Consider the following 23,984-nt stretch of genomic DNA (forward strand, 5'->3'; position numbering starts at 1 on the left):
ATGCCGGGCCTGCGCATCAGCGCAGGTCCAGGCGCTCGCGGATCAGGCTGTAGGCGTTGTGCAGCTCGCGCGTGCGGTCGGTGGCCTCGCGAATCTGCGCCGGTGTGGCACCACTACCCACCAGCTTGTCGGGATGGTGGCGGCTGAGCAGACGCCGATACGCACGCTTGATCTGGTCGGGCTCGGTGGTCGAGGAAACCCCCAACAGCCGCAGCGCTTCTTCGAAGGCCCCGCCTCGCTTGGTCACCGGCCTGTGACGCGGCTCGTAATCCTGACCCAGCCCCTGCACCCGTGCCGAGGACCAGCCCAGCCATTTGCCCCAGCTGACTACCAGTTCGCGCTCGGCGGTACCGGCCTGGCCATCGGCCCAAACCATCCGCCAACAGGCACGCAGCATGCCTTCGGCGGAGTTGGGTTGATGCTTGAGGCGCAGCAGGTGACTGCGCAGCTGATCGCCTCCCGCCTTGCCGCGATTGAACGCAACGATGGCCCGTTTTCGCGCCTGCTCGTTGAGGTTCAACGAGCGCATTTCCCGCCGCGCCTGCTGGATATGCACCGCCAGCACCTGGCCTTCGGCCTTGGCCACCCGGCCCAGCAGGACGAACAGCAGTTGCTCGTCACGCAGTACCGATTTGCCCTTGAGCCTATCTACCAATTCACTCCAGGTCTGCAACCTGAGGTGTCGATCCAGCGCCTGACCGAGCACTATGCCCAGCAGCGCCCCTGGAATGCTGGCGAGGGCATAACCTGCCGCCGCGCCGACTACCGTTCCGGGCCACAACATATCAACCTCGCTCGGCCAGCAGGCGGTCGAGTTCGGTCAGGCGTTGCGCAGTGCCGACGTCGATCCACTGGCCCTGATAGTGCTCGCCGGTGACCTGCCCAACGTCCATTGCGCGGCGCAACAGCGGTGCGAGCTTGAAGGCTGGCTCGCCATGGCCGTCGAACAGATCGGGATGGAGCACGGCAATACCGCTGTAGGTCAGGCCGGGCTGGTCGCGCACCTGGCCTTCGACCAGGCTGAAGTCGCCTTCGGGGTGATGAGCCGGGTTGTCGACCAGCACCAGATGCGCGTGGCCCGCCAACGGACCGCGCAACCGACTGAAATCGTAGTCGGTCCAGATGTCGCCGTTGACCACCACGAACGGTGCATCGCCGAGCAATGGCAACGCGTGGCGAATGCCACCGCCGGTTTCCAGTGGCTCGGTTTCGCGGGAATACTCGATGGCTACCCCGTAGCGAGCGCCGTCGCCCAGGTAGTCTTCGATCTGCTGGCCCAGCCAGGCATGATTGATCACGACCTCGGCAAAGCCGGCCCGGGACAGGGCCAGCAGGTGATACTCGATCAACCGCTTGCCGCCGGCGGCCAGCAACGGCTTGGGCGTGGTCAGCGTCAGCGGGCGCATGCGCTCGCCTTTGCCTGCCGCCAGGATCATGGCTTTCATGAGGACACTCCAAGGCTCTTGAACAGTTCACCCAGTTCAGCCAGCTCGGGGCGCCGCGCCAGTACCGTCTCTATATAAGAGAAGAAACGCGGCGCGTCGGCCAGGTAACGGGGTTTGCCATCACGATGGCAGATACGGGCAAAAATGCCGATCACTTTCAGATGACGCTGCACGCCCATCAGATCACTGGCACGGCAGAACTCGGCGAAGTCCAGCTGCACCGGCACGCCCTGCTCGCCCGCCTGTTCCCAGTAGCGCTGCAACCAGGTCTTCACACGCGCTTCGGGCCAGCTGAGGAAGGCGTCCTTGAACAGGCAGGTGATGTCGTAGGTGACCGGGCCGTAGACCGCATCCTGAAAGTCCAGCACACCCGGGTTAGGCTCGCTGCGCATGAGGTTGCGCGGCATGTAGTCGCGATGCACCAGCACCTTGGGCTGCGCCAGGGCGCTGTCGATCAGGCGCGTGCACACCCGTTGCCAGGCTGCCGATTGCTCGGCGTCGAGCTGCTTGCCCAAAGCCTTGCCGACATACCATTGCGGAAACAGCTCGAGCTCGCGCTGTAACAGCGCAACGTCGTAGCTGGGCAGGTCACCGCTGGCCGGCAGTTTCTGCAGTGCCAGCAGCGCGTCGATGGCATCGGCAAACAGCGCGTCGGCGTTGTCCGCATCGATCACGTCCAGGTAGGTCTGGTGGCCCAGATCGCTCAACAACAGGAAGCCGCGCTCGAGGTCCTGGGCATGAATCTGCGGCACATTGAGGCCGGCGCTCGCCAGCAGTTCGTCGATTTTCACGAACGGCGCGCAGTTTTCCTGGGGCGGCGGCGCATCCATGACGATAAAACTGCGACCCTGGCCCTGCCAGCGAAAGTATCGGCGAAAACTTGCATCGCTACTGGCCGCGGTCAACGTGGCCGGGGGTACGGCGCCCCATTGGCGAGCCTGGAAGAGCTTCTCCAGCTGCTCGTCGAGCCATGTTTTGAGGTGTTGCAGGCGTACATCTTGATCAGGCATTGCAAGGGTCTCCGACGGCGCTAGCCGTCAAGCGGGTCATGCTTTATTATCCAGCATCTTTTTCAGACCATCGAGAGGCGTGCGGCCCCCCCGCGGGCAAGATGGCACGCAGGAAGCCCGGACTAATAAGATGGCATTGAAATCCCCCGCGTTTCGTAAAAAATTTCCGTTGCTGGTCACTGGCGGTTTGCTGGTGATGCAACCCATGGCCACCCCGTTCGTTTTTGCTGCAGAGCAATTCGACTGCCAAGTCTCCGCTGCTGGTGCCTGGGACTGCAACCCCAAGGCCAACGCCGCGCAGTTGCCGCCGCGCCCCGTGCACGACGGCGCGGCAGTGGCGAGCGGCGGCAGCGGTGCCTCTTCACGCGAAGAGAAAACCGTCGGGCCGGTTGCGGTCACGCAGAGCAAGGGCCGTGGCCTGAGCTCGCGCAGCCCCGACTACAGCCATCTCGACTGGGTGCCGCGCAGCAAGCTGACCGCCGCCCAACTGGCCGAGACCGGGCCGTACTGCTCCGGTGCGTACATCGAGCCGGTGCGTCCGGGCATGAACGACGACACCCCGAAGAGCGAGGCGCCGACCTTCATCGGCGCCAAGGCTTCGCGCTACCAGACCGAGGAGCAGATCGCCTCGCTGGCCGGTGACGTCGTGATGCGCCAGGGCAGCATGCAGATCGAGGCCGACGAGGCCAGCCTGCACCAGGCCGAGAACCGCGGCGAGCTCAACGGCAACGTCAAGCTGCGCGACAACGGTGCGCTGGTCGTGGGCGACCACGCCCAGATCCAGCTCGACACCGGTGAGGCCCAGGTCGACAACGCCGAATACGTGCTGCACAAGTCGCGCATCCGCGGCAATGCGCTGTACGCCAAGCGCGCCGAGAACGCGATCATCCGCCTCAAGGACGGTACCTATACCACCTGCGAGCCGGACAGCAACGCCTGGCAGCTCAAGGGCAACAACATCACGCTGAACCCGGCCACCGGTTTCGGCACGGCGACCAACGTCACCCTTCGCGTGAAGGATATTCCGGTGCTGTACACGCCGTATATCTACTTCCCGATCGACGACCGTCGCCAGTCCGGCTTCCTGCCGCCGTCCTTCGCCAGCGACAGCGACAGCGGCTTCACCCTGGTTGCCCCGTACTACTTCAACCTGGCGCCGAACTACGACGCCACGTTGTACCCGCGCTACATGGCCAAGCGTGGCTTGATGATGGAAGGCGAATTCCGCTACCTGACCAAGACCAGCGAAGGGCAGTTCGGCGGCGCGTACCTGAACGACGAAAACGACGATCGCAGCCAGCAGTCCGACTACGACAAGACCCGCTGGATGGTCAACTGGCAGCACAAGGGCGGCCTGGATTCGCGCCTGACCACTGAAGTCGACTACACCGACATCAGCGATCCGTACTACTTCCAGGACCTGCAGTCGGACCAGATCGGCGTCGAGCGCACTGACTGGATCAACCAGCAGGGTGCCCTGACCTATCGCGGTGACAACTACACCGCACGCTTGAACGCCCAGGCGTACAAGCTGGCGACCGTGGCCGACATCACCCCGTACAATCGCATGCCGCAGATCACCTTCAACGGTGCGCTGCCTTACCATCCGGGCGGTCTGGACTTCACCTACAACAGCGAGATCGTGCGTTTCGAGCGTGATCTGCGCACTGGCACCTTCATCAACGAAGACGGTTTCGGCGAGCGCCGCATCGACAACAACGTGACAGGCCTGGCGCGTGCCAACGGCAACCGCCTGAACCTGGAGCCGGGCGTGTCCCTGCCGCTGAACTGGAACTGGGGCTTCGTGCGTCCGTCGCTCAAGTACATGTACACCCAGTACGATCTGGATCTGGACAGCCAGGGCAAGAACAGCCTGCTGGCCGACGAGCGTTTCAGCAGCTCGCAGAACCGCGGCGTACCGATCGCCAGCATCGACAGCGGCCTGTACTTCGACCGCGACACCCAGATGTTCGGCACCAACTTCCGCCAGACCCTGGAACCGCGCCTGTTCTACCTCTATGTTCCCGAGGAAGACCAGACCGACATTCCAGTGTTCGACACGTCGGAAACCACCTTCAGCTATGGCTCGCTGTTCCGCGAAAACCGCTTCACCGGTTCCGACCGCGTGGGTGACGAGAACAAGCTGTCGCTGGGCGTGACCAGCCGCTGGATCGAGGAGAACGGTTTCGAGCGTCAGCGCGTGGCCGTCGGCCAGGCCGTGTACTTCAAGGATCGTGAAGTGCAGCTGCCGGGCGTCGATTTCAAGACGCGCGACGATGCCCAGGCCAACGTTTCGCCGTACGCCCTGGAATACGAATATCGCTTCAACCGCGACTGGCGCTTCAGCTCGGACTTCAACTGGGATCCGGACAGCCGCAGCACCCGTTCGGGCAGCGCGATGTTCCACTACCAGCCTGAAGACAACCCGAACAAGGTGGTCAACCTGGGCTACCGCTACCGCGACGACACCGTGCACTACGATTCGGCGACCGGTCGCTGGACCTTCGGTGGCGACTACGGTCAGCCGGGTGATCCGAACTACGTGAAGGACTACTACAAGATCCAGCAGCATGACTTCTCGGTCATGTGGCCGATCGTGCCGCAGTGGAGCGTCATCAGCCGCTGGCAGTTCGACTACAACCGCAATCGCACGCTGGAAGCCTTTGGTGGTTTCGAATACGACAACTGCTGCTGGAAGATGCGTCTGATCAACCGTTACTGGGTTGACTACGACGAGTACAGCCAGGCCGCCCCGCAGAACGAAAAAGGCGACCACGGCATCTTCCTGCAAATCGTGCTGAAGGGCCTCGGTGGCGTGGTAGGCAATAAGGTCGAGGGTTTCCTCGACAAGGGCATTCAAGGTTATCGTGAACGTGAAGACCAAGCTATGTGATCTGCTGCGCCCAGTCGTGCTGGGCGCCATGCTGCTGGGCACCACGGCGCACGCCGCGGTGCAACAGCTGGACCGCGTCGTGGCCATCGTCGACAACGACGTGGTCATGCAAAGCCAGCTCGACCAGCGCGTCAAGGAAGTGCAGCAAACCATCGCCAAGCGTGGCGGTGGCGTACCTGCGGCGAGCGTCCTGCAACAGCAGGTGCTGGAACGCCTGATCGTCGAGAATCTGCAGCTGCAGATCGGCGAACGTTCCGGCATTCGCATTACCGACGAAGAACTCAACGGCGCCATCGCCACCATTGCCCAGCGCAACAACATGTCGACCGAGCAGTTCCGTGCCGCACTGGCGCATGACGGCCTGTCGTATGACGATGCGCGCGAGCAGGTGAAGCGCGAGATGATCATCAGCCGCGTACGCCAGCGTCGCGTGGCCGAGCGCATCCAGGTATCCGAGCAGGAAGTGAAGAACTTCCTCGCCTCGGACCTGGGCAAGATGCAGCTGTCCGAAGAACTGCACCTGGCCAACATCCAGATCCAGGTCCCGGAAAGCGCCAGCTCGGCGGCTATCCAGGCAGCGGCGAGCAAGGCCGAGGACATCTATCGCCAGCTCAAGCAGGGTGCCGACTTCAACAAGTTGGCGATTGCCAGCTCGTCGAGCGAGAACGCCCTGGAAGGCGGCGACATGGGCTGGCGCAAGCCTGCTCAGCTGCCGGCACCGTTCGATCGCATGCTCAGCAGCATGCCGGTCGGCGATGTCACCCAGCCAGTGCGTACGCCCGTAGGCTTCATCATCCTCAAGGTGCTGGACAAGCGCGGTGGCGCCACCCAGACCGTTGACGAAGTGCACGTACGTCACATTCTGCTCAAGCCGAGCGAGATTCGCAGCCCGGCCCAGACCGAAGAACTGGCACGCAAGCTGTACGAGCGCATCGAAAACGGCGAGGACTTCGCTACTTTGGCGAAGAATTTCTCGGAAGATCCAGGTTCGGCGCTCAACGGCGGCGATCTGAACTGGGTCAACCCTCAGTCGCTGGTGCCCGAGTTCCGCGAAACCATGGCGTCGACGCCGGTGGAAACGGTTTCGCGTCCGTTCCAGACCCAGTTCGGCTGGCATGTGCTGCAGGTGCTGGGGCGCCGTGCGACCGACAACACCGAGCAGGCCCGCGACCAGCAGGCAATGACCGTGTTGCGCAACCGCAAGTATGACGAAGAGCTGCAGACCTGGATGCGCCAGATCCGTGACGAAGCCTACGTCGAAATCAAGCTGCCTGGCGCCGACCAGGCTGCGCAGTGACCCCCAAGCGTTTCGCGTTGACGCCCGGTGAGCCGGCGGGCATAGGTCCAGACCTGTGCCTGCTGCTGGCCGCGCAACCCCAGCCTCACCCCTTGATCGCCATCACCAGCCGTGACCTGCTCGCCGAGCGGGCCGCGCAGCTGAGGCTGGCCGTCAGTCTGCTGGAAGTCGATGCCGACGCCCTCCCCGACCAGCCTGCGCCAGCGGGCAGCCTGTACGTCTGGGACACGCCTCTGGGCGCGCCGGTACTCACCGGCCAGCTGAATACCGCCAACGCCGCGTTCGTGCTGCACACCCTGACGCGTGCAGCGCAGGGCTGCCTCGACGGGCTGTTCGCGGGCATGATCACCGCGCCGGTGCACAAGGGTGTCATCAACGACGGTGGCATTGCGTTCTCCGGACACACTGAATTCCTCGCCGACCTCACCGCTACCGAACAGGTGGTGATGATGCTTGCAACCGGCGATCTGCGCGTGGCACTGGTAACCACTCACCTGCCCCTGCGCGAGGTGGCCGATGCGATCACCGTCGAGCGCCTGGAGCGGGTCACGCGCATTCTGCACGCCGACCTGCAGGGCAAGTTCGGCCTGGCCCGGCCGCGCATCCTGGTCTGCGGTCTGAACCCCCATGCCGGCGAGAGCGGCCACCTGGGCCGCGAGGAAATCGACATCATCGAGCCTACCCTGGAGCGTCTGCGCGCCGAAGGCATGGATCTGCGCGGGCCGCTGCCCGCCGATACGCTCTTCACTCCCAAATACCTGCAGCATTGCGATGCGGTGCTGGCGATGTATCACGACCAGGGCCTGCCCGTACTCAAGTACAAAGGCTTTGGCGCCGCGGTCAACGTGACCCTGGGGTTGCCGATCATCCGCACCTCCGTGGACCACGGCACCGCCCTGGACCTGGCCGGAACCGGCAAGGTCGATACTGGCAGCCTGCGCGTCGCCCTCGACACCGCCTATCGAATGGCCGAGACATTTTAATGACCGAGCACTACCAACACCGGGCGCGCAAGCGCTTTGGCCAGAACTTTCTCCACGATGCCGGCGTGATCGACCGTATCCTGCGCTCCATCCACGCCAAGCCCGGTGAACACCTGCTGGAAATCGGCCCGGGCCAGGGCGCCCTTACCGAAGGCCTGCTGGGCAGCGGTGCGCAACTGGACGTGGTGGAACTGGACAAGGACCTGGTGCCGATCCTCAATCAGCAATTCGCCGGCAAGGGCAATTTCCGCCTGCACCAGGGCGATGCATTGAAGTTCGACTTCACCAGCCTGGGCGCCGAGGCTGGCAGCCTGCGCGTGGTCGGCAACCTGCCGTACAACATCTCCACCCCACTGATCTTCCACCTGCTGCACAACGCCCACCTGATCCGCGACATGCATTTCATGCTGCAGAAGGAAGTGGTCGAGCGCATGGCAGCAGGCCCTGGCGGCGGCGACTGGGGACGGCTGTCGATCATGGTTCAGTACCACTGCCGTGTCGAGCACCTGTTCAACGTCGGGCCGGGCGCGTTCAATCCGCCGCCCAAGGTCGATTCGGCCATCGTGCGCCTGGTACCTCACACCACCCTGCCCCACCCGGCCAAGGATCACCGCCTGCTCGAGCGAGTGGTGCGCGAAGCCTTCAACCAGCGGCGCAAGACGTTGCGCAACACGCTCAAGGCGCTGCTGCCCGTCGAGGCGATCGAAGCGGCCGGCGTCGACGGCAGCCTGCGGCCCGAACAGCTCGACCTGGCGGCTTTCGTGCGCCTGGCTGATCAACTCGCCGAACGAAGCGACCCGCTCTGACCTCTAACCTGGACCAAGCGATTGGTCCACAGGCCACCGCGTTGCCCCGGACTGACCCTGAACCGGCCAACGCCGGCTACATTAGCTCTCGTTTTCAAGGCCCTTTGCATGTCCGATCCCCGTTATCAGATCGACGTCAGCGTCGTGACCCGTTTCCTGGCAGAACAATCACAGCCCGAGCAGCAGCGTTTTGCCTTTGCCTATACCGTTACCGTGAGCAACAACGGACAGATACCGGCTCGCCTGCTGTCTCGCCACTGGGTGATCACCGATGGCGATGGCAAGGTCGAGGAAGTCCGGGGCGCCGGTGTCATTGGCCAGCAACCGCTGATCGCCGCCGGTGAAAGCCACACCTATTCCAGCGGCACGGTGATGGCCACCACGGTGGGCAACATGCAGGGCAGTTATCAGATGCAGGCCGAAGACGGCAAGCAGTTCGAAGCCGTCATCGCCCCGTTTCGCCTCGCCGTACCAGGCGCCCTGCACTGATGGCAGTGTACGCAGTCGGTGACTTGCAAGGCTGCCTGCAGCCACTCAAGTGCCTGCTGCAACAGGTCGCCTTCGACCCTGCCAAGGACACGCTGTGGCTGGTGGGCGACCTGGTCAACCGCGGGCCGAGTTCGCTGGAAACCCTGCGCTACCTGTATGGCATGCGTGACGCGCTGGTGTGTGTGCTGGGCAATCACGACCTGCACCTGCTGGCGGTGGCCAACGACGCCGAGCGGCTCAAGCGCGGCGATACCTTGCGCGAAATCCTCGACGCACCCGACGGCCCGCAGTTGCTCGACTGGCTGCGCCGGCAGAAGCTGCTGCACCATGACGAACAGCGCAATGCCGTGCTGGTGCATGCCGGGATTCCACCACAATGGTCGCTGCGCAAGGCCTTGCGCCTGGCCGCCGAGGTCGAGACCGCGCTGCGTGATGACCAGCTGTTCAAGCCTTTTCTGGACGGCATGTACGGCAACGAGCCGAACAAGTGGGACAAGGCGTTGCAGGGCGTTGCCCGCTTGCGTGTGATCACCAACTACTTCACCCGCATGCGTTTCTGCACCGCGGACGGCAAGCTCGACCTCAAGGGCAAGGAAGGCGCCGACACCGCGCTGCCCGGCTACGCGCCCTGGTTCGCCCACAAGGAGCGCAAGACGCGCGACCTGAAGATCATCTTCGGCCATTGGGCGGCGCTGGAAGGGCGTTGCGAGGCGCCGGGCGTGTTCGCGCTCGATACCGGATGCGTGTGGGGCGGTGCGATGACGCTGCTCGACGTCGACAGCGGTGAGCGCCTGTCCTGCAAATGCACCGATGAGGGCGATGTGCACTTGCCTGCAGCGACCCCCGCGGCGGATTTCCCTCCCCCATGCGACAAACGCTAGAATGGGCGACCAGCCCAGGAGCCTGTCCATGACCGAATTCAAACGCATCCCTCCGCAAGACGTCCAGAGCCTGCGCGAACAGGGCGCCGTGGTGGTGGATATCCGCGACCCGCAAACCTTCGCGGCTGGCCATATCACCGATTCCACGCACCTGGACAACCACTCGCTGCACGGTTTCATCACTGCGGCCGATCTGGACAAGCCGCTGGTCGTGGTCTGCTACCACGGCAATTCCAGCCAGAGCGCCGCTGCCTACCTGGTGAGCCAGGGCTTTTCCGATGTGTACAGCATGGACGGCGGCTTCGAGCTGTGGCGCAGCACCTTTCCGGGCGAAACCAGCCAGGCTGAATAATCCTTCGCAAGCCCCGCGCGACGAAATTTTTTTCGTCGCCGACGCCGCGCCCCACGGGCCTTCGCAGCATTGTCGCCAGGCCCTGGCGGCAGTTAATTGCGCATCCGCGCTTGAAGTCTTCGATAACCAACTATCCTTAAGCTCAGGCCATCCATAACAGGGGAGAGCCGGTACACCGGCGCGCGGGTCAATCGGTCAAGGCTACAAGGGTGTTCTGGGGGGTATACGGCCACCACGGGGTTTGGGTGACCGCCAGCATCAACTGAGTGATCCGACGTCGGCTCCACGTATCGAGCGAGGTGACGTCATGAGTATCTTTAGCCACTTCCAACAACGCTTCGAATCCACACGCCAGGAAGAGCTCTCGTTACAGGAGTACCTCGAGCTGTGCAAAACCGACCGCAGGACCTACGCGTCTGCTGCCGAGCGGATCCTGATGGCGATAGGGGAGCCCGAATTGCTCGACACGTCGGCCAATTCCCGGCTGTCGCGCATCTTCTCCAACAAGGTGATTCGTCGCTACCCAGCGTTCGAAGACTTCCACGGCATGGAGGAATGCATCGACCAGATCGTGTCGTACTTCCGCCATGCGGCGCAGGGCCTGGAAGAGAAGAAACAGATCCTGTACCTGTTGGGCCCGGTAGGCGGCGGCAAGTCTTCGCTGGCCGAGAAGCTCAAGCAGCTGATCGAGAAGGTGCCGTTCTACGCGATCAAGGGTTCGCCGGTGTTCGAGTCGCCCCTGGGGCTGTTCAATGCCACCGAGGACGGCGCGATCCTTGAAGAAGACTTCGGCATTCCGCAACGCTACCTGAGCACCATCATGTCGCCCTGGGCCACCAAGCGCCTGGCCGAATTCGGCGGTGACATCAGCCAGTTCCGCGTGGTCAAGCTCTACCCTTCCATTCTCAACCAGATCGCCGTGGCCAAGACCGAGCCGGGCGACGAGAACAACCAGGACATTTCCGCGCTGGTGGGCAAGGTCGACATCCGCAAGCTGGAGGAATACCCGCAGAACGACGCCGATGCCTACAGCTACTCGGGTGCCCTGTGCCGGGCCAACCAGGGCCTGATGGAATTCGTCGAGATGTTCAAGGCGCCGATCAAGGTGCTCCATCCGCTGCTGACCGCCACCCAGGAGGGTAACTACAACAGTACCGAGGGCCTGGGCGCGATTCCCTATTCGGGCATCCTGCTGGCGCACTCCAACGAATCGGAGTGGCACAGCTTTCGCAACAACAAGAACAACGAGGCGTTCATCGACCGGATCTACATCGTCAAGGTGCCGTACTGCCTGCGTGTCAGCGACGAGATCAAGATCTACGACAAGCTGCTGTTCAACAGCTCGCTGTCCAAGGCTCATTGCGCGCCCGACACCCTGAAGATGCTGGCGCAGTTCACCGTGCTGTCGCGGCTCAAGGAGCCGGACAACTCCAACATCTATTCGAAGATGCGCGTGTACGACGGCGAGAACCTCAAGGACACCGATCCCAAGGCCAAGTCGATCCAGGAATACCGCGACACCGCGGGCGTGGATGAAGGCATGAATGGCCTGTCGACGCGCTTCGCCTTCAAGATTCTCTCCAAGGTGTTCAACTTCGACCCCCACGAGATCGCCGCCAACCCGGTGCACCTGCTTTATGTACTGGAGCAGCAGATCGAACAGGAGCAATTCCCTGCCGAGGTGCGCGAGCGGTACCTGCGCTTCCTCAAGGAATACCTGGCACCGCGCTACATCGAGTTCATCGGCAAGGAGATCCAGACCGCGTACCTGGAGTCGTACAGCGAGTACGGGCAGAACATCTTCGACCGCTACGTGCTGTACGCCGATTTCTGGATTCAGGATCAGGAGTACCGCGACCCGGAAACCGGCGAGATTCTCAACCGCGTGGCCCTCAACGAAGAGCTGGAAAAGATCGAGAAACCAGCCGGCATCAGCAATCCGAAGGATTTCCGCAACGAGATCGTCAACTTCGTGCTGCGCGCCCGCGCCAACAACAACGGCAAGAATCCGACCTGGCTCAGCTACGAGAAGCTGCGCGTGGTGATCGAGAAGAAAATGTTCTCCAACACCGAGGACTTGTTGCCGGTCATCAGTTTCAACGCCAAGGCCAGCAAGGAGGACCAGCAGAAGCACAACGACTTCGTCACTCGCATGGTCGAGCGCGGCTATACCGACAAGCAGGTCCGTCTGCTGTCCGAGTGGTATCTGCGGGTCAGGAAGTCGCAGTGATCGCGCGGTAGGTTTCAGGCTGCGACAGGCCCAGGCAGGCATCGATGCCCGGGCTTTTCGCTGCTCTCGACTTGTGGCTTGCAGCCCGGCTGCCCGGAGGCCTAATGAGCTATGTGATCGACCGACGCCTCAATGGCAAGAACAAGAGTACCGTGAACCGCCAGCGTTTCCTGCGGCGTTACCGTGACCACATCAAGAAGGCCGTGGAAGATGCCGTCGGCCGTCGTTCCATCACCGACATGGAACATGGCGAGCAGATCAGCATTCCCGGCCGCGATATCGACGAGCCGGTGTTGCAGCACGGCCGCGGCGGCAAGCAGACCGTGGTGCACCCCGGCAACAAGGAGTTCACCGCCGGCGAACACATCGCCCGCCCCCAGGGCGGAGGCGGCGGCAAGGGACCTGGCAAGGCGGGCAACTCCGGCGAGGGCATGGACGAGTTCGTGTTCCAGATCACCCAGGAGGAATTTCTCGAATTCATGTTCGAGGACCTGGAACTGCCCAACCTGGTGAAGCGCAACCTCAGTGGTACCGACACCTACAAGACGGTGCGTGCCGGTATCAGCAACGAGGGCAACCCTTCGCGCATCAACATCATCCGCACCCTGCGCTCGGCCCATGCGCGGCGCATAGCGCTTTCAGGCAGCAGCCGCGCCAAGCTCAAGGCGGCCAAGCTTGAGCTCGAGCGTTTGAAGATCGAGGAACCGGACAATTTCGGTGACATTCAGGCATTGATCGGCGAAATCGAAAAGCTCAGCGCCCGCATCCATCGCGTGCCCTTTCTGGACACCTTCGACCTCAAGTACAACCTGCTGGTCAAGCATCCCAACCCCAGTTCCAAGGCGGTGATGTTCTGCCTGATGGACGTGTCCGGTTCCATGACCCAAGCCACCAAGGACATAGCCAAGCGCTTCTTCATCTTGCTGTATCTGTTTCTCAAGCGTAACTACGACAAGATCGAAGTGGTGTTCATCCGCCATCACACCAGCGCCCGCGAAGTCGACGAGGAAGAGTTCTTCTATTCGCGCGAGACCGGCGGCACCATCGTTTCCAGCGCCCTGAAACTGATGCAGGAGATCATGGCCGCGCGGTACCCAACCAACGAATGGAACATCTATGCCGCCCAGGCCTCGGACGGCGATAACTGGAACGACGACTCACCGATTTGCCGGGAAATCCTCACCCAGCAGATCATGCCGTTCGTGCAGTACTACACCTATGTGGAAATCACGCCGCGCGAACATCAGGCCCTGTGGTACGAATACGAGCGCATCAGCGAGTCGTTCGCCGATACGTTCGCCCAGCAGCAGCTGGTGTCGGCCGGTGATATCTATCCGGTCTTCCGTGAACTCTTCCAGCGCAGGTTAGCGACATGACCGCCAGAGAGCAGAAGCGCCAACCCATCTCCACGGGCTCGGAATGGACGTTCGAGCTCATCCAGACCTACGACCGGGAAATCAGTCGCATCGCCGAGCGCTATGCGCTGGACACCTACCCCAACCAGATCGAGGTGATCACTGCCGAGCAGATGATGGATGCGTACGCCTCGGTGGGGATGCCCCTGGGCTATCACCATTGGTCCTACGGCAAGCATTTTCTCAGCACCGAGAAGTCCTACACCCGCGGCCAGATGGGCCTGGCCTACGAGATCGTCATCAACTCCGATCCGTGCATCGCCTACCTGATGGAAGAGAACACCATCTGCATGCAGGCGCTGGTGGTGGCCCATGCCTGCTATGGGCACAACAGCTTCTTCAAGGGCAACTACCTGTTCCGCACCTGGACCGACGCCAGTTCGATCATCGATTACCTGGTGTTCGCCAAGTCCTACATCATGAAGTGCGAGGAACGTCATGGCATCGATGCCGTGGAGGATCTGCTCGATTCCTGCCACGCCCTGATGAACTACGGCGTCGACCGCTACAAGCGTCCCTACCCCATTTCCGCGGAAGAAGAGCGTCGCCGCCAGGCCGATCGCGAAGAGCACCTGCAGCGGCAGATCAATGATCTGTGGCGCACCATTCCCAAGGGCGCCGACAAGAACCGCGAGGAAGACAACGCCCGGTTCCCGGCCGAGCCGCAGGAGAACATCCTGTATTTCATCGAAAAGCATGCGCCGCTGCTCGAGCCCTGGCAGCGCGAGATCGTACGAATCGTGCGCAAGATCGCCCAGTACTTCTACCCGCAACGCCAGACCCAGGTGATGAACGAGGGCTGGGCAACGTTCTGGCACTACACCCTGATGAACGACCTCTACGACGAAGGCCTGGTGACCGACGGCTTCATGATGGAGTTTCTGCAGTCGCACACCAGCGTGGTGTTCCAGCCCGGTTTCGACAGCCCCTACTACAATGGCATCAACCCCTATGCCCTGGGCTTTGCCATGTACCGCGACATACGCCGCATGTGCGAGCACCCGGACGATGAAGATCGTCACTGGTTTCCCGACATTGCCGGCAGTGACTGGCTGTCGACCATCAAGTTCGCCATGAGCAGCTTCAAGGACGAGAGCTTCATCCTGCAGTACCTGTCGCCCAAGGTCATTCGCGACCTGAAGCTGTTCAGCATCATGGATGACGATCAGCGGGACGAGTTACTGGTGCCAGCCATCCACGATGAAAACGGCTATCGCACCATTCGCGAAACCCTGGCGGCGCAGTACAACCTGGGGAACCGCGAGCCCAATGTACAGATCTGGAGCATCGATCGACGCGGTGACCGCTCGCTGACCCTGCGTCATCAGCAACATGACCGCAAGCCACTGGGAGAATCCACCGACGAGGTGCTCAAGCACCTGCACCGCCTGTGGGGGTTCGATATCCACCTGGATACGCTGCAGGGCGATCAGTTGGTCAAGACCCATCACGTGCCACCGCGCAGCGAGCATGCGGACGGCAGCCATGGGCGGATGGACCTCAACGTCGTCCACCTCTGAGGCAGGTGCGTGCACAAAACCGCCGATGGCTTGGTGTTATCCTTCCGGGCCATCGGAGGTGTTGCAATGAAGATCTATGAAGTGGGTGGAGCGGTGCGCGACCGCTTGCTGGGTATACCGGTCGTGGACATCGATCGCGTGGTGGTCGGTGCCGACGCCGAACGCATGCTCGCTGACGGCTATCGCCCCGTGGGCAGTGATTTCCCGGTGTTCCTGCATCCGCAGACCGGCGAGGAATATGCCCTGGCACGTACCGAGCGCAAGAGCGGACGTGGCTATGGCGGGTTCGTCTTCCACGCCAGCCCGGACGTGACCCTGGAGCAGGACCTGTCGCGGCGCGACCTGACCATCAATGCCATGGCCGAGGACGACGACGGCCGCATCATCGATCCGTACGGCGGTCAGCAGGACCTGAACGAGCGCCTGCTCAGGCACGTGTCCCCAGCGTTCATCGAAGACCCCTTGCGCGTGCTGCGGGTCGCACGTTTCGCCGCGCGCTATGCCGGACTGGGTTTTCGCGTGGCCGAACCGACCCTGCAGCTCATGCGTCAGTTGAGCGAGTCGGGCGAGCTGCAGGCCTTGACCGCCGAACGCAGCTGGAAGGAGATTTCCCGAGCATTGATGGAGGCTCATCCCCAGGTGTTCATTCAAGTGCTGCGCGATTGCAGGGCGCTGGAGCACCTGCTGCCTGAGGTCGACGCGTTGTTTGGCGTGCCGCAGCCGCCGGCCCATCATCCAGAGATCGACACCGGCGTGCATACCCTGAGCGTGCTTGAACAGGCGGCGCGCCATGGCCAGCCACTGAGCGTGCGCTGGGCGTGCCTGCTGCACGACCTGGGCAAGGGCACCACGCGCCCCAGCGAGTGGCCGCGGCATATCGCCCACGAGCAGCGGGGCGTGAAACTGATCAAGGCGGTCAACGAACGCTTCAAGGTGCCCAGGGATTGTCAGGAGCTGGCGGTGTTGGTGGGTGAATATCACACGCACGGCCATCGAGCCCTGGAGCTCAAGCCGTCGACGCTGCTGGAGTTGCTGCAGAGCTTCGATGTGTACCGTCGCCCCGGGCGCTTCGAGGATTTCATCATGGCGTGCGAGATGGACGCGCGTGGACGCTTGGGGTTCGAGGCCCGGGAATATCCGCAGGCGGATTATCTAAGGGGTGCGGCTGCAGCGGCGCGGGGTGTGGCGGTTCAGCCGCTGGTTGCCCAGGGGTTCAAGGGCCAGGCATTGGGGGAGGCGTTGAAGCGGGCGCGGTTGGAGGCACTCAAGGCGTATAAGGCGGGGGTTTGAGGGTGGCCTTGGGGGCCTCTTCGCGGGCAGAGACCCGCTCCCACAGGTGGGGAGCTGTGCTTGTGAAGAAGACGGTGATGATTCAAAGCGTGACGGGAGTCAATTGCTGCCCGCGCCATTCGAATGGAACGGGGGCCAACACCTGATCGATGTTCGACTCGCGCCAAAGCTGGTCAAGACTCACCCCTGCGCCTGGATGCACCAACTCTGGCGCGATCAATGCCAATGGCCACAGTACAAACGCATTTTTCAGAATTTCGGCACGGGGCAGCACCAGTCCGTCGAAGTTACCGACCAGGTCGCCGTACAGCAATACATCGATATCCAACGGCAGACCTTTGCGCTCCGGGGCGTAGCGGCCATTGTCGGCTTCGATGAACTTCAACCGACGATCCAGTGCGGTCAACGGCAAGTCGGTCAGCCCGGTTACCACCAGATTGAAGAACGGGCCGCTCTTGATGCCCACCGGCTGGCTTTCGAATACCGCTGAACAGCGCATGTCCACGAGCAAGGGCGCCAACGCATCGAGCCCCGCACACAGATGACGTTCACGGTCGGTGTTGCTGCCCAGGCCCAGGTAGATTCTATTCAGCGACATCCGCGCTCGATCTCCACACCGACACCTTGCGCCGCCGCGACGGCACCCGGCTTGGTGACCTTGAGCCGCAGCCAGGGAATGCCGAACTCGCTCATCAACAGCTGGGCCAGACGTTCGGCGAACGTCTCGACCAGTTCGAAGCGAGCCTGCGCGGCAAATGCCTGGACGCGCTGCGACACCGTCGCATAGTCGAGGGCCAGGGTAAGGTCGTCGCCAGCCGCAGCCGGGCGGTTGTCCCAGGCGAACACCAGGTCCAGACGCAGGCACTGACGAATGTCACGCTCCCAGTCGTAGGCGCCGATCACCGTGTCGACTTCCAGACCTTCGATAAACACTCTGTCCAAGCACTTCACTCCGCAGCACGACAAGGGCGCCAGGCGCCGTTAGAATCAAGGGTTTCCAGACCCGGAAATAGTAAGCATGTTCTGGTTGCTGGCGCTTGGCGCCTACCTGCTCGGCTCGCTGTCCTTCGCTATCGTGCTCAGTCGCGCGACGGGCACTCCCGACCCGCGAATGAGCGGTTCGGGCAACGCCGGGGCAACCAACATGCTGCGCCTGGCCGGTAAAAAGCTCGCCATCCTCACTCTGCTGGGCGACTTGTGCAAGGGTTTGCTGCCGGTGCTGGCCGCCGCCTGGGCCGGGATGACCCTCGGGCAGCAAGCCTGGATCGGGCTCTGCGCGGTAATCGGCCACCTGTTCCCGCTGTATTTCCGCTTCAAGGGCGGCAAGGGCGTGGCCACCTCCGCTGGCCTGCTGATGGGGCTGTACCCACCCGCTGCACTGCTGGCAATGCTGGCCTGGGCGCTGACCTTTCGGCTCAGCCGCACCAGTTCGCTGGCGGCCCTGATCGCCACGCCCCTGACCCTACCGTTACTGGCCTGGCAGCGCCCTGAGGCGCTGCTACCCATGAGCGTGCTGACGGTGCTGGTGATCTGGCGTCACCGCGGCAACCTGCGCGATCTGTTCGCCGGCCGCGAGCGTCACTTCTGAGCGGGCTGGCCAGCACGTTCAAAGCGGTGGCAACTGCTCCATTGGCCAACGTGCCTGGACACTGATCGCCAGGGTTTCCTGCTGCCCGGCCAACAGCCGCTGACAACCAGCATAGGCGATCATTGCGCCGTTATCCGTACAGAACTGCGGACGGGCGTAATAGACATTGCCACCCAGTTCACCCAGCATTTTTTCCAGGCCCTGGCGCAGCGACTGGTTGGCACTCACCCCGCCGGCGATCACCAGACGCTTGAGACCGGTCTGCTTCAAGGCGCGGCGGCATTTGTAGGTCAGGGTATCGACCACCGCCTGCTCGAAGGCCAGGGAGATGTCGCAGCGGGTCTGATCGCCGTCGTCTCCGGCGCTGCGGCACTGCTGCCAGGTGTTGAGGGCAAAGGTCTTCAAGCCGCTGAAGCTGAAATCCAGGCCAGGGCGGTCGCACATCGGTCGGGGGAAGGTAAAGCGCCCCGCCACACCCTGCTTGGCCAAGCGAGCGATCTCCGGGCCACCCGGGTAATTCAGGCCGATCAGCTTGGCGGTCTTGTCGAAGGCTTCCCCCGCGGCATCGTCCAGGGTCTCGCCCAGCAACGCATACTGGCCGATGCCGTCGACCTGCACCAATTGCGTATGGCCGCCGGACACCAGCAGAGCGACGAACGGAAACTGTGGCGGCTGCTCTTCCAGCATGGGCGCCAACAAGTGGCCTTCCATGTGATGAACGCCCAGAGCCGGTATGTCCCAGGCGAACGCCAGCGCCTGCGCACAGGAGGCACCTACCAGCAGCGCCCCGACCAGGCCGGGGCCGGCCGTGTAGGCGATGGCGTCGATCTCGGTTGCCGCGCAGTCGGCTTCGGCCAAGACCTGGCGGATCAACGGCAGCATGCGTTTGACGTGATCGCGCGAGGCAAGCTCGGGCACGACCCCGCCATAGGCGCGATGCAGGTCGATCTGGCTGAACAGCGCGTCGGCCAGCAGGCCGCGTTCGCTGTCGTATAATGCGACACCGGTTTCGTCGCAGGACGTTTCCAATCCCAGTACTAGCATGGCCAGGCCTTGTGGAGCTCTATTCGAAGGCGCGCATGATAGTCGTCGAACAAGGCACCGACCAGCGGTTTTCGATCAGAGGCTTTGCATTCCTGTCGGGTAAGGGTTAACATCCGCAACCCTTAAAAACCGACGTACTTATGCGCGATTTTGCCATGAGATGTCGACCCCGGTAATGAATGAAGGTAGCTCTGGATGCCAGCCGTCAAAGTTAAAGAGAACGAACCCTTCGACGTAGCTCTGCGTCGTTTCAAGCGCTCCTGCGAAAAAGCCGGTGTACTGGCTGAAGTTCGTAGCCGCGAATTTTACGAGAAGCCGACTTCGGAGCGTAAGCGCAAGGCAGCAGCCGCTGTCAAACGCCACGCCAAGAAAGTCCAGCGCGAACAGCGCCGCGCCGTTCGTCTGTACTAATACACAGACGTTCGTTGCAAGCTTCTGCCTTGCCCGGCCCACAGCCGGGCTGCCGGCAGTTGCAGCAGTACCCCGCCTCAACCGTCAGAACTGGTTTCATCGCCAGATCGTGCGCGTCATTCTGACGAGCCTTGCAAGGCTGCAGACGAGCACACTTATTCCTTTGGCAACGCCCTGCTTCGACTGCTGCCCCCGGGCTCCGTTGAACGTACAGACGTTTCCGATACAGAAATCTGCGCTGCAACACCTGCCAGACCGATTTCCAATGGGTACACTTCCGCTCCTGGGCTGCTGATAAAGAGAACGCCATGGCCGGGCTGATTCCCCAAGGCTTCATCGACGACCTGCTCAACCGCACCGATATCGTCGATGTCGTGCAGTCTCGCCTGCAAATGAAGAAAGCCGGCAAGAACTACACCGCCTGCTGCCCGTTCCACAAGGAAAAGACTCCCTCGTTCAGCGTCAGCCCCGACAAGCAGTTCTATTACTGTTTTGGCTGCGGCGCGGGCGGCAATGCCCTTGGCTTCATCATGGACCACGACAACCTGGACTTCCCCCAGGCCGTCGAGGAACTGGCCAAGGCCGCCGGCATGGAAGTGCCGCGCGAAGACAGCGGGCGCAACAGCAAGCCTCGCCAGCCCACCGACTCACCGTTGTACACCTTGCTTGAAGCTGCCGCGCAGTTCTACCGCATGGCGCTCAAGGGGCATGCGCAACGTCGCGCGGCAGTCGACTACCTCAAGGGTCGGGGCCTGTCCGGCGAGATCGCCCGCGATTTCGGCCTGGGCTTCGCCCCGCCCGGCTGGGACAACCTGTTCAAGCACCTGAGCAGCGACAGCCTGCAACAGAAAGCCATGATCGACGCCGGCCTGCTGGTGGAGAACGCCGACTCCGGCAAGCGCTACGACCGTTTTCGCGACCGCGTGATGTTCCCCATCCGCGACAGCCGCGGACGGGTCATCGCCTTCGGTGGCCGCGTGCTCGGTGACGACAAGCCCAAGTACCTGAACTCGCCGGAAACCCCGGTGTTCCACAAGGGCCAGGAGCTGTACGGCCTGTACGAGGCACGCAAGCACAACCGCAACCTCGACGAGATCATCGTCGTGGAAGGCTACATGGACGTCATTGCCCTGGCCCAGCAAGGCCTGCGCAATGCCGTCGCGACCCTGGGCACGGCCACCAGCGAGGAACATCTCAAGCGCCTGTTCCGCGTGGTGCCCAGCGTGTTGTTCTGCTTCGACGGCGACCAGGCCGGCCGCAATGCCGCCTGGCGCGCACTGGAAGCTGCACTGCCGAGCCTGCAGGATGGGCGCAAGGCGCGCTTCCTGTTTCTGCCCGAAGGCGAAGACCCGGATACCCTGGTGCGCTCTGAAGGAACAGACGCCTTCCGCGCCCGCATCAACCAGCACGCACAGCCGCTGGCCGACTATTTTTTCCAGCAGTTGACCGAAGAAGCCGATCCGCGCTCGCTCGAAGGCAAGGCGCACATGGCGACACTGGCTGCGCCGCTGATCGACAAGGTGCCCGGCGCCAATCTGCGCACGTTGATGCGCAACCGCCTGAGCCAGATCACCGGCTTGAGCGGCGAGGCTGTTAGCCAGCTGGTGCAAAGCGCACCTGCCACACCGATGCCCAGCCATGATCCGCTGGCCGATTACGATTCGATGCCGGGTTATTCGCCCGACTTCAGTGACTTTCATGCGCCGCCGGCCTTCGAACCACAGCAACAATGGACATCGGCCAAGCCAGGCGGGAAGAAATGGGAAGGCAAGCCCTGGAAGGGCAAAGGCAAGCGTGATTTCGAGCCGCGCCCGCAGCCGCGCACGCCGGTGACCGTCGAGCCGCCTACCTTGAGCGCGCTGCGAACCTTGCTGCACTACCCGCAACTGGCGGAAAAGGTCGAGGACGTCAGCCATTTTGCCGATGAAGAACAGGTACACGCGCAGTTGCTGGTGGCATTGCTCGAAGCCCTGCAGAAGAATCCTAAGCTACGCTCTCTGCAGTTGATCGCGCGCTGGCACGGCACCGAACAGGGCAAGCTGCTGCGAGCACTGGCCGAGAAAGAATGGCTGATCGATGCCGATAACCTTGAACAACAGTTTTTCGACACTATAACTAGCTTGTCCGCTCGCCAACGCGAGCGTTGTCTCGAGCATTTGCTCAGAAAATCAAGACAGAGTGAACTGAGCGCAGAGGAAAAGAATCAACTGCGCGAGCTACTCAGCCGCAATGTTCACGCACAAACCCCGACCTCAACTGGCGCGTGAGGTCCTAGCTCGGGTATAATCCTCGGCTTGTTTTTTGCCCGCCAAGACCTTCAGTGGATAGGGTGTTATGTCCGGAAAAGCGCAACAGCAGTCTCGTATCAAAGAGTTGATCACCCGTGGTCGTGAGCAGGGTTACCTGACTTACGCCGAGGTCAACGATCACCTGCCCGAGGATATTTCAGATCCGGAGCAGGTGGAAGACATCATCCGCATGATCAACGACATGGGGATCAACGTATTCGAGAGTGCTCCGGATGCGGATGCCCTTTTGTTGGCCGAAGCCGATACCGACGAAGCGGCGGCCGAAGAGGCCGCTGCCGCGTTGGCAGCGGTCGAGACCGACATCGGTCGCACGACCGACCCGGTGCGCATGTACATGCGCGAAATGGGTACGGTCGAGCTGCTCACGCGTGAAGGCGAAATCGAAATCGCCAAACGTATCGAAGAGGGCATCCGTGAAGTGATGGGTGCAATTGCGCACTTCCCCGGCACGGTCGAGCACATCCTCAGCGAATACGATCGTGTGACCACCGAGGGCGGCCGCCTGTCCGACGTGCTCAGCGGCTACATCGACCCGGACGAAGGCATTGCGCCGCCGGCCGAAGTACCGCCGCCGGTCGAGAAATCGGCCGACAAGGCCGATGGCAAGGACGACGACGAAGAGGAAGCCGACAGCGACGACGAGGACGAAGTCGAAAGCGGTCCGGATCCCGTCATCGCCCAGCAGCGCTTCGGCGCCGTGTCCGACCAGCTCGCCGTCACTTTGAAGGCTCTGAAGAAGCATGGCCGTCACAGCAAGCAAGGCATTGCCGAGATGCTGCTGCTGGCCGAGCTGTTCATGCCGATCAAGCTGGTGCCCAAGCAGTTCGAAGGCCTGGTGGAGCGTGTTCGTGGTGCTCTGGAGCGTCTGCGTCAGCAGGAACGCGCCATCATGCAGCTGTGCGTGCGTGATGCACGCATGCCGCGTGCCGACTTCCTGCGCCAGTTCCCCGGCAACGAAGTCGACCAGACCTGGAGCGATGCCCTGGCCAACGGCAAGGCGAAGTACGCTGAAGCCATCGGTCGCCTGCAGGCCGACATCCAGCGCTGCCAGCAGAAGCTGAGCGCGCTGGAAGCGGAAACCGGCCTGACCATCGCCGAGATCAAGGACATCAACCGTCGCATGTCGATCGGCGAAGCCAAGGCGCGTCGGGCGAAGAAAGAGATGGTCGAGGCCAACCTGCGTCTGGTGATCTCGATTGCCAAGAAGTACACCAACCGTGGCCTGCAATTCCTTGACCTGATCCAGGAAGGCAACATCGGCTTGATGAAGGCGGTGGACAAGTTCGAATACCGTCGCGGCTACAAGTTCTCGACGTACGCCACCTGGTGGATTCGTCAGGCCATCACTCGCTCGATCGCCGACCAGGCACGCACCATCCGTATTCCGGTGCACATGATCGAGACCATCAACAAGCTCAACCGCATTTCGCGGCAGATGCTGCAGGAGATGGGTCGCGAGCCTACGCCTGAAGAGCTGGGCGAGCGCATGGAGATGCCCGAGGACAAGATCCGCAAGGTCTTGAAGATCGCCAAGGAGCCTATCTCCATGGAGACGCCGATTGGTGACGACGAAGACTCCCATCTGGGTGACTTCATCGAAGACTCCACCATGCAGTCGCCGATCGACGTGGCCACCGTGGAGAGCCTCAAGGAAGCCACGCGCGAAGTGCTGGGCGGCCTTACGGCACGGGAAGCCAAGGTGCTGCGCATGCGTTTCGGCATCGACATGAACACCGACCACACCCTCGAGGAAGTCGGCAAGCAGTTCGATGTTACCCGCGAGCGTATCCGCCAGATCGAAGCCAAGGCGCTGCGCAAGCTGCGTCACCCGACCAGAAGCGAGCACCTGCGCTCGTTCCTCGACGAATAAGCTTCTGCGACGAGCACCACCAGAACCCCCGGCCCTGTCGGGGGTTTTGCATCATGGACCGATGGCCTTCAAGTTTGTTATCACCCCCTCTTCCCGCTGGCCGCCGCGCCCGACTACACTGGCCTTTTCTGCGCTGGTCCAACGAGGCTGC

General features: G+C 62.4%; 21 protein-coding genes. 15 read left to right on the forward strand and 6 right to left on the reverse strand.

Annotated features, from left to right (window positions below):
* Positions 1 to 16: 16 nt before the first annotated feature.
* Genes IFT75_RS20090 through IFT75_RS20100 form a run of 3 tightly spaced genes read right to left on the reverse strand, consistent with a single transcriptional unit; the run spans position 17 to position 2,455 of the window.
* A complete protein-coding gene (locus tag IFT75_RS20090) occupies positions 17 to 784 on the reverse strand; it encodes a DnaJ domain-containing protein (RefSeq protein WP_192056446.1) in 768 nt (255 codons plus the stop codon).
* A 1-nt stretch (position 785) separates the two neighbouring features.
* A complete protein-coding gene (gene murU / locus IFT75_RS20095) occupies positions 786 to 1,445 on the reverse strand; it encodes an N-acetylmuramate alpha-1-phosphate uridylyltransferase MurU (RefSeq protein WP_185795325.1) in 660 nt (219 codons plus the stop codon).
* Positions 1,442 to 2,455 carry an aminoglycoside phosphotransferase family protein gene (locus tag IFT75_RS20100; RefSeq protein WP_192056449.1) on the reverse strand — a complete coding sequence of 338 codons (1,014 nt, stop codon included), beginning with the start codon at positions 2,453 to 2,455 and terminating at the stop codon, positions 1,442 to 1,444. Before IFT75_RS20100 ends, murU begins: the two co-directional genes overlap by 4 nt.
* A 130-nt stretch (positions 2,456 to 2,585) precedes the next feature.
* Here IFT75_RS20100 and IFT75_RS20105 point away from each other — a divergent pair, with 130 nt between their 5' ends.
* The 11 genes from IFT75_RS20105 (at position 2,586) to IFT75_RS20155 (ending at position 16,611) form a co-directional block, all read left to right on the forward strand.
* Complete coding sequence (locus tag IFT75_RS20105) at positions 2,586 to 5,348, forward strand: LPS-assembly protein LptD (RefSeq protein WP_192056451.1); 2,763 nt, start codon at positions 2,586 to 2,588, stop codon at positions 5,346 to 5,348.
* Positions 5,323 to 6,645 (forward strand): peptidylprolyl isomerase SurA, encoded by a 1,323-nt coding sequence (gene surA / locus IFT75_RS20110; RefSeq protein ID WP_277305014.1) that lies wholly within the window; start codon positions 5,323 to 5,325, stop codon positions 6,643 to 6,645. The genes IFT75_RS20105 and surA overlap by 26 nt, the downstream gene beginning before the upstream one ends.
* The gene (pdxA, locus tag IFT75_RS20115) at positions 6,642 to 7,628 is read left to right on the forward strand and encodes a 4-hydroxythreonine-4-phosphate dehydrogenase PdxA (RefSeq protein ID WP_192056453.1); all 987 of its coding nucleotides are present in this window, start codon (positions 6,642 to 6,644) and stop codon (positions 7,626 to 7,628) included. The genes surA and pdxA overlap by 4 nt, the downstream gene beginning before the upstream one ends.
* A complete protein-coding gene (gene rsmA / locus IFT75_RS20120; RefSeq protein ID WP_192056455.1) occupies positions 7,628 to 8,434 on the forward strand; it encodes a 16S rRNA (adenine(1518)-N(6)/adenine(1519)-N(6))-dimethyltransferase RsmA in 807 nt (268 codons plus the stop codon). The genes pdxA and rsmA overlap by 1 nt, the downstream gene beginning before the upstream one ends.
* A gap of 108 nt (positions 8,435 to 8,542) precedes the next feature.
* Complete coding sequence (gene apaG / locus IFT75_RS20125; protein WP_122477148.1) at positions 8,543 to 8,923, forward strand: Co2+/Mg2+ efflux protein ApaG; 381 nt, start codon at positions 8,543 to 8,545, stop codon at positions 8,921 to 8,923.
* A complete protein-coding gene (locus tag IFT75_RS20130; protein ID WP_185795330.1) occupies positions 8,923 to 9,804 on the forward strand; it encodes a symmetrical bis(5'-nucleosyl)-tetraphosphatase in 882 nt (293 codons plus the stop codon). Before apaG ends, IFT75_RS20130 begins: the two co-directional genes overlap by 1 nt.
* A 28-nt stretch (positions 9,805 to 9,832) precedes the next feature.
* On the forward strand, positions 9,833 to 10,156 hold the full coding sequence (gene glpE, locus IFT75_RS20135) for a thiosulfate sulfurtransferase GlpE (RefSeq protein ID WP_122477145.1): 324 nt from the start codon (positions 9,833 to 9,835) through the stop codon (positions 10,154 to 10,156).
* 307 nt (positions 10,157 to 10,463) lie between these two features.
* Entirely contained in the window at positions 10,464 to 12,386 is a 1,923-nt protein-coding gene (locus IFT75_RS20140) for a PrkA family serine protein kinase (RefSeq protein ID WP_122477144.1), read from the forward strand.
* Positions 12,387 to 12,490: 104 nt separating this feature from the next.
* Complete coding sequence (locus IFT75_RS20145; RefSeq protein WP_122477142.1) at positions 12,491 to 13,762, forward strand: YeaH/YhbH family protein; 1,272 nt, start codon at positions 12,491 to 12,493, stop codon at positions 13,760 to 13,762.
* The gene (locus IFT75_RS20150) at positions 13,759 to 15,321 is read left to right on the forward strand and encodes a SpoVR family protein (protein WP_122477140.1); all 1,563 of its coding nucleotides are present in this window, start codon (positions 13,759 to 13,761) and stop codon (positions 15,319 to 15,321) included. Before IFT75_RS20145 ends, IFT75_RS20150 begins: the two co-directional genes overlap by 4 nt.
* A gap of 66 nt (positions 15,322 to 15,387) precedes the next feature.
* Entirely contained in the window at positions 15,388 to 16,611 is a 1,224-nt protein-coding gene (locus IFT75_RS20155) for a multifunctional CCA addition/repair protein (protein WP_185795332.1), read from the forward strand.
* A gap of 82 nt (positions 16,612 to 16,693) precedes the next feature.
* Here IFT75_RS20155 and folK read toward each other — a convergent pair whose 3' ends face one another.
* On the reverse strand, positions 16,694 to 17,209 hold the full coding sequence (gene folK, locus IFT75_RS20160; RefSeq protein WP_122477137.1) for a 2-amino-4-hydroxy-6-hydroxymethyldihydropteridine diphosphokinase: 516 nt from the start codon (positions 17,207 to 17,209) through the stop codon (positions 16,694 to 16,696).
* On the reverse strand, positions 17,200 to 17,553 hold the full coding sequence (gene folB, locus IFT75_RS20165) for a dihydroneopterin aldolase (RefSeq protein ID WP_122477136.1): 354 nt from the start codon (positions 17,551 to 17,553) through the stop codon (positions 17,200 to 17,202). The genes folK and folB overlap by 10 nt, the downstream gene beginning before the upstream one ends.
* Positions 17,554 to 17,629: 76 nt before the next feature.
* Here folB and plsY point away from each other — a divergent pair, with 76 nt between their 5' ends.
* Complete coding sequence (gene plsY / locus IFT75_RS20170; RefSeq protein WP_122477134.1) at positions 17,630 to 18,199, forward strand: glycerol-3-phosphate 1-O-acyltransferase PlsY; 570 nt, start codon at positions 17,630 to 17,632, stop codon at positions 18,197 to 18,199.
* Positions 18,200 to 18,217: 18 nt separating this feature from the next.
* Here plsY and tsaD read toward each other — a convergent pair whose 3' ends face one another.
* A complete protein-coding gene (tsaD, locus tag IFT75_RS20175; RefSeq protein ID WP_192056457.1) occupies positions 18,218 to 19,243 on the reverse strand; it encodes a tRNA (adenosine(37)-N6)-threonylcarbamoyltransferase complex transferase subunit TsaD in 1,026 nt (341 codons plus the stop codon).
* Positions 19,244 to 19,438: 195 nt separating this feature from the next.
* On the opposite strand from tsaD, the gene rpsU reads away from it, so the two are divergent.
* From rpsU to rpoD, 3 genes are all read left to right on the forward strand, one after another.
* The gene (gene rpsU, locus IFT75_RS20180; RefSeq protein WP_002551877.1) at positions 19,439 to 19,654 is read left to right on the forward strand and encodes a 30S ribosomal protein S21; all 216 of its coding nucleotides are present in this window, start codon (positions 19,439 to 19,441) and stop codon (positions 19,652 to 19,654) included.
* A 308-nt stretch (positions 19,655 to 19,962) separates the two neighbouring features.
* The gene (gene dnaG / locus IFT75_RS20185) at positions 19,963 to 21,921 is read left to right on the forward strand and encodes a DNA primase (RefSeq protein ID WP_185795334.1); all 1,959 of its coding nucleotides are present in this window, start codon (positions 19,963 to 19,965) and stop codon (positions 21,919 to 21,921) included.
* Between the two features lie 67 nt (positions 21,922 to 21,988).
* On the forward strand, positions 21,989 to 23,833 hold the full coding sequence (gene rpoD, locus IFT75_RS20190) for an RNA polymerase sigma factor RpoD (protein WP_185795335.1): 1,845 nt from the start codon (positions 21,989 to 21,991) through the stop codon (positions 23,831 to 23,833).
* Positions 23,834 to 23,984: the final 151 nt, after the last annotated feature.

The sequence above is a fragment of the Pseudomonas sp. CFBP 8758 genome (assembly GCF_014841725.1).
GTDB lineage: Bacteria > Pseudomonadota > Gammaproteobacteria > Pseudomonadales > Pseudomonadaceae > Aquipseudomonas > Aquipseudomonas baltica.

Bases quoted from the DNA above. Each gene is read 5' to 3' on its own strand.
- plsY (WP_122477134.1), top strand. From the start codon at position 17,630: ATGTTCTGGTTGCTGGCGCTTGGCGCCTACCTGCTCGGCTCGCTGTCC.
- murU (WP_185795325.1), bottom strand. From the start codon at position 1,445: ATGAAAGCCATGATCCTGGCGGCAGGCAAAGGCGAGCGCATGCGCCCG.
- IFT75_RS20105 (WP_192056451.1), top strand. From the start codon at position 2,586: ATGGCATTGAAATCCCCCGCGTTTCGTAAAAAATTTCCGTTGCTGGTC.
- IFT75_RS20090 (WP_192056446.1), bottom strand. From the start codon at position 784: ATGTTGTGGCCCGGAACGGTAGTCGGCGCGGCGGCAGGTTATGCCCTC.
- IFT75_RS20130 (WP_185795330.1), top strand. From the start codon at position 8,923: ATGGCAGTGTACGCAGTCGGTGACTTGCAAGGCTGCCTGCAGCCACTC.
- folK (WP_122477137.1), bottom strand. From the start codon at position 17,209: ATGTCGCTGAATAGAATCTACCTGGGCCTGGGCAGCAACACCGACCGT.
- rpoD (WP_185795335.1), top strand. From the start codon at position 21,989: ATGTCCGGAAAAGCGCAACAGCAGTCTCGTATCAAAGAGTTGATCACC.
- tsaD (WP_192056457.1), bottom strand. From the start codon at position 19,243: ATGCTAGTACTGGGATTGGAAACGTCCTGCGACGAAACCGGTGTCGCA.
- IFT75_RS20145 (WP_122477142.1), top strand. From the start codon at position 12,491: ATGAGCTATGTGATCGACCGACGCCTCAATGGCAAGAACAAGAGTACC.
- IFT75_RS20150 (WP_122477140.1), top strand. From the start codon at position 13,759: ATGACCGCCAGAGAGCAGAAGCGCCAACCCATCTCCACGGGCTCGGAA.
- dnaG (WP_185795334.1), top strand. From the start codon at position 19,963: ATGGCCGGGCTGATTCCCCAAGGCTTCATCGACGACCTGCTCAACCGC.
- rpsU (WP_002551877.1), top strand. From the start codon at position 19,439: ATGCCAGCCGTCAAAGTTAAAGAGAACGAACCCTTCGACGTAGCTCTG.
- apaG (WP_122477148.1), top strand. From the start codon at position 8,543: ATGTCCGATCCCCGTTATCAGATCGACGTCAGCGTCGTGACCCGTTTC.
- glpE (WP_122477145.1), top strand. From the start codon at position 9,833: ATGACCGAATTCAAACGCATCCCTCCGCAAGACGTCCAGAGCCTGCGC.
- IFT75_RS20100 (WP_192056449.1), bottom strand. From the start codon at position 2,455: ATGCCTGATCAAGATGTACGCCTGCAACACCTCAAAACATGGCTCGAC.
- IFT75_RS20155 (WP_185795332.1), top strand. From the start codon at position 15,388: ATGAAGATCTATGAAGTGGGTGGAGCGGTGCGCGACCGCTTGCTGGGT.
- rsmA (WP_192056455.1), top strand. From the start codon at position 7,628: ATGACCGAGCACTACCAACACCGGGCGCGCAAGCGCTTTGGCCAGAAC.
- IFT75_RS20140 (WP_122477144.1), top strand. From the start codon at position 10,464: ATGAGTATCTTTAGCCACTTCCAACAACGCTTCGAATCCACACGCCAG.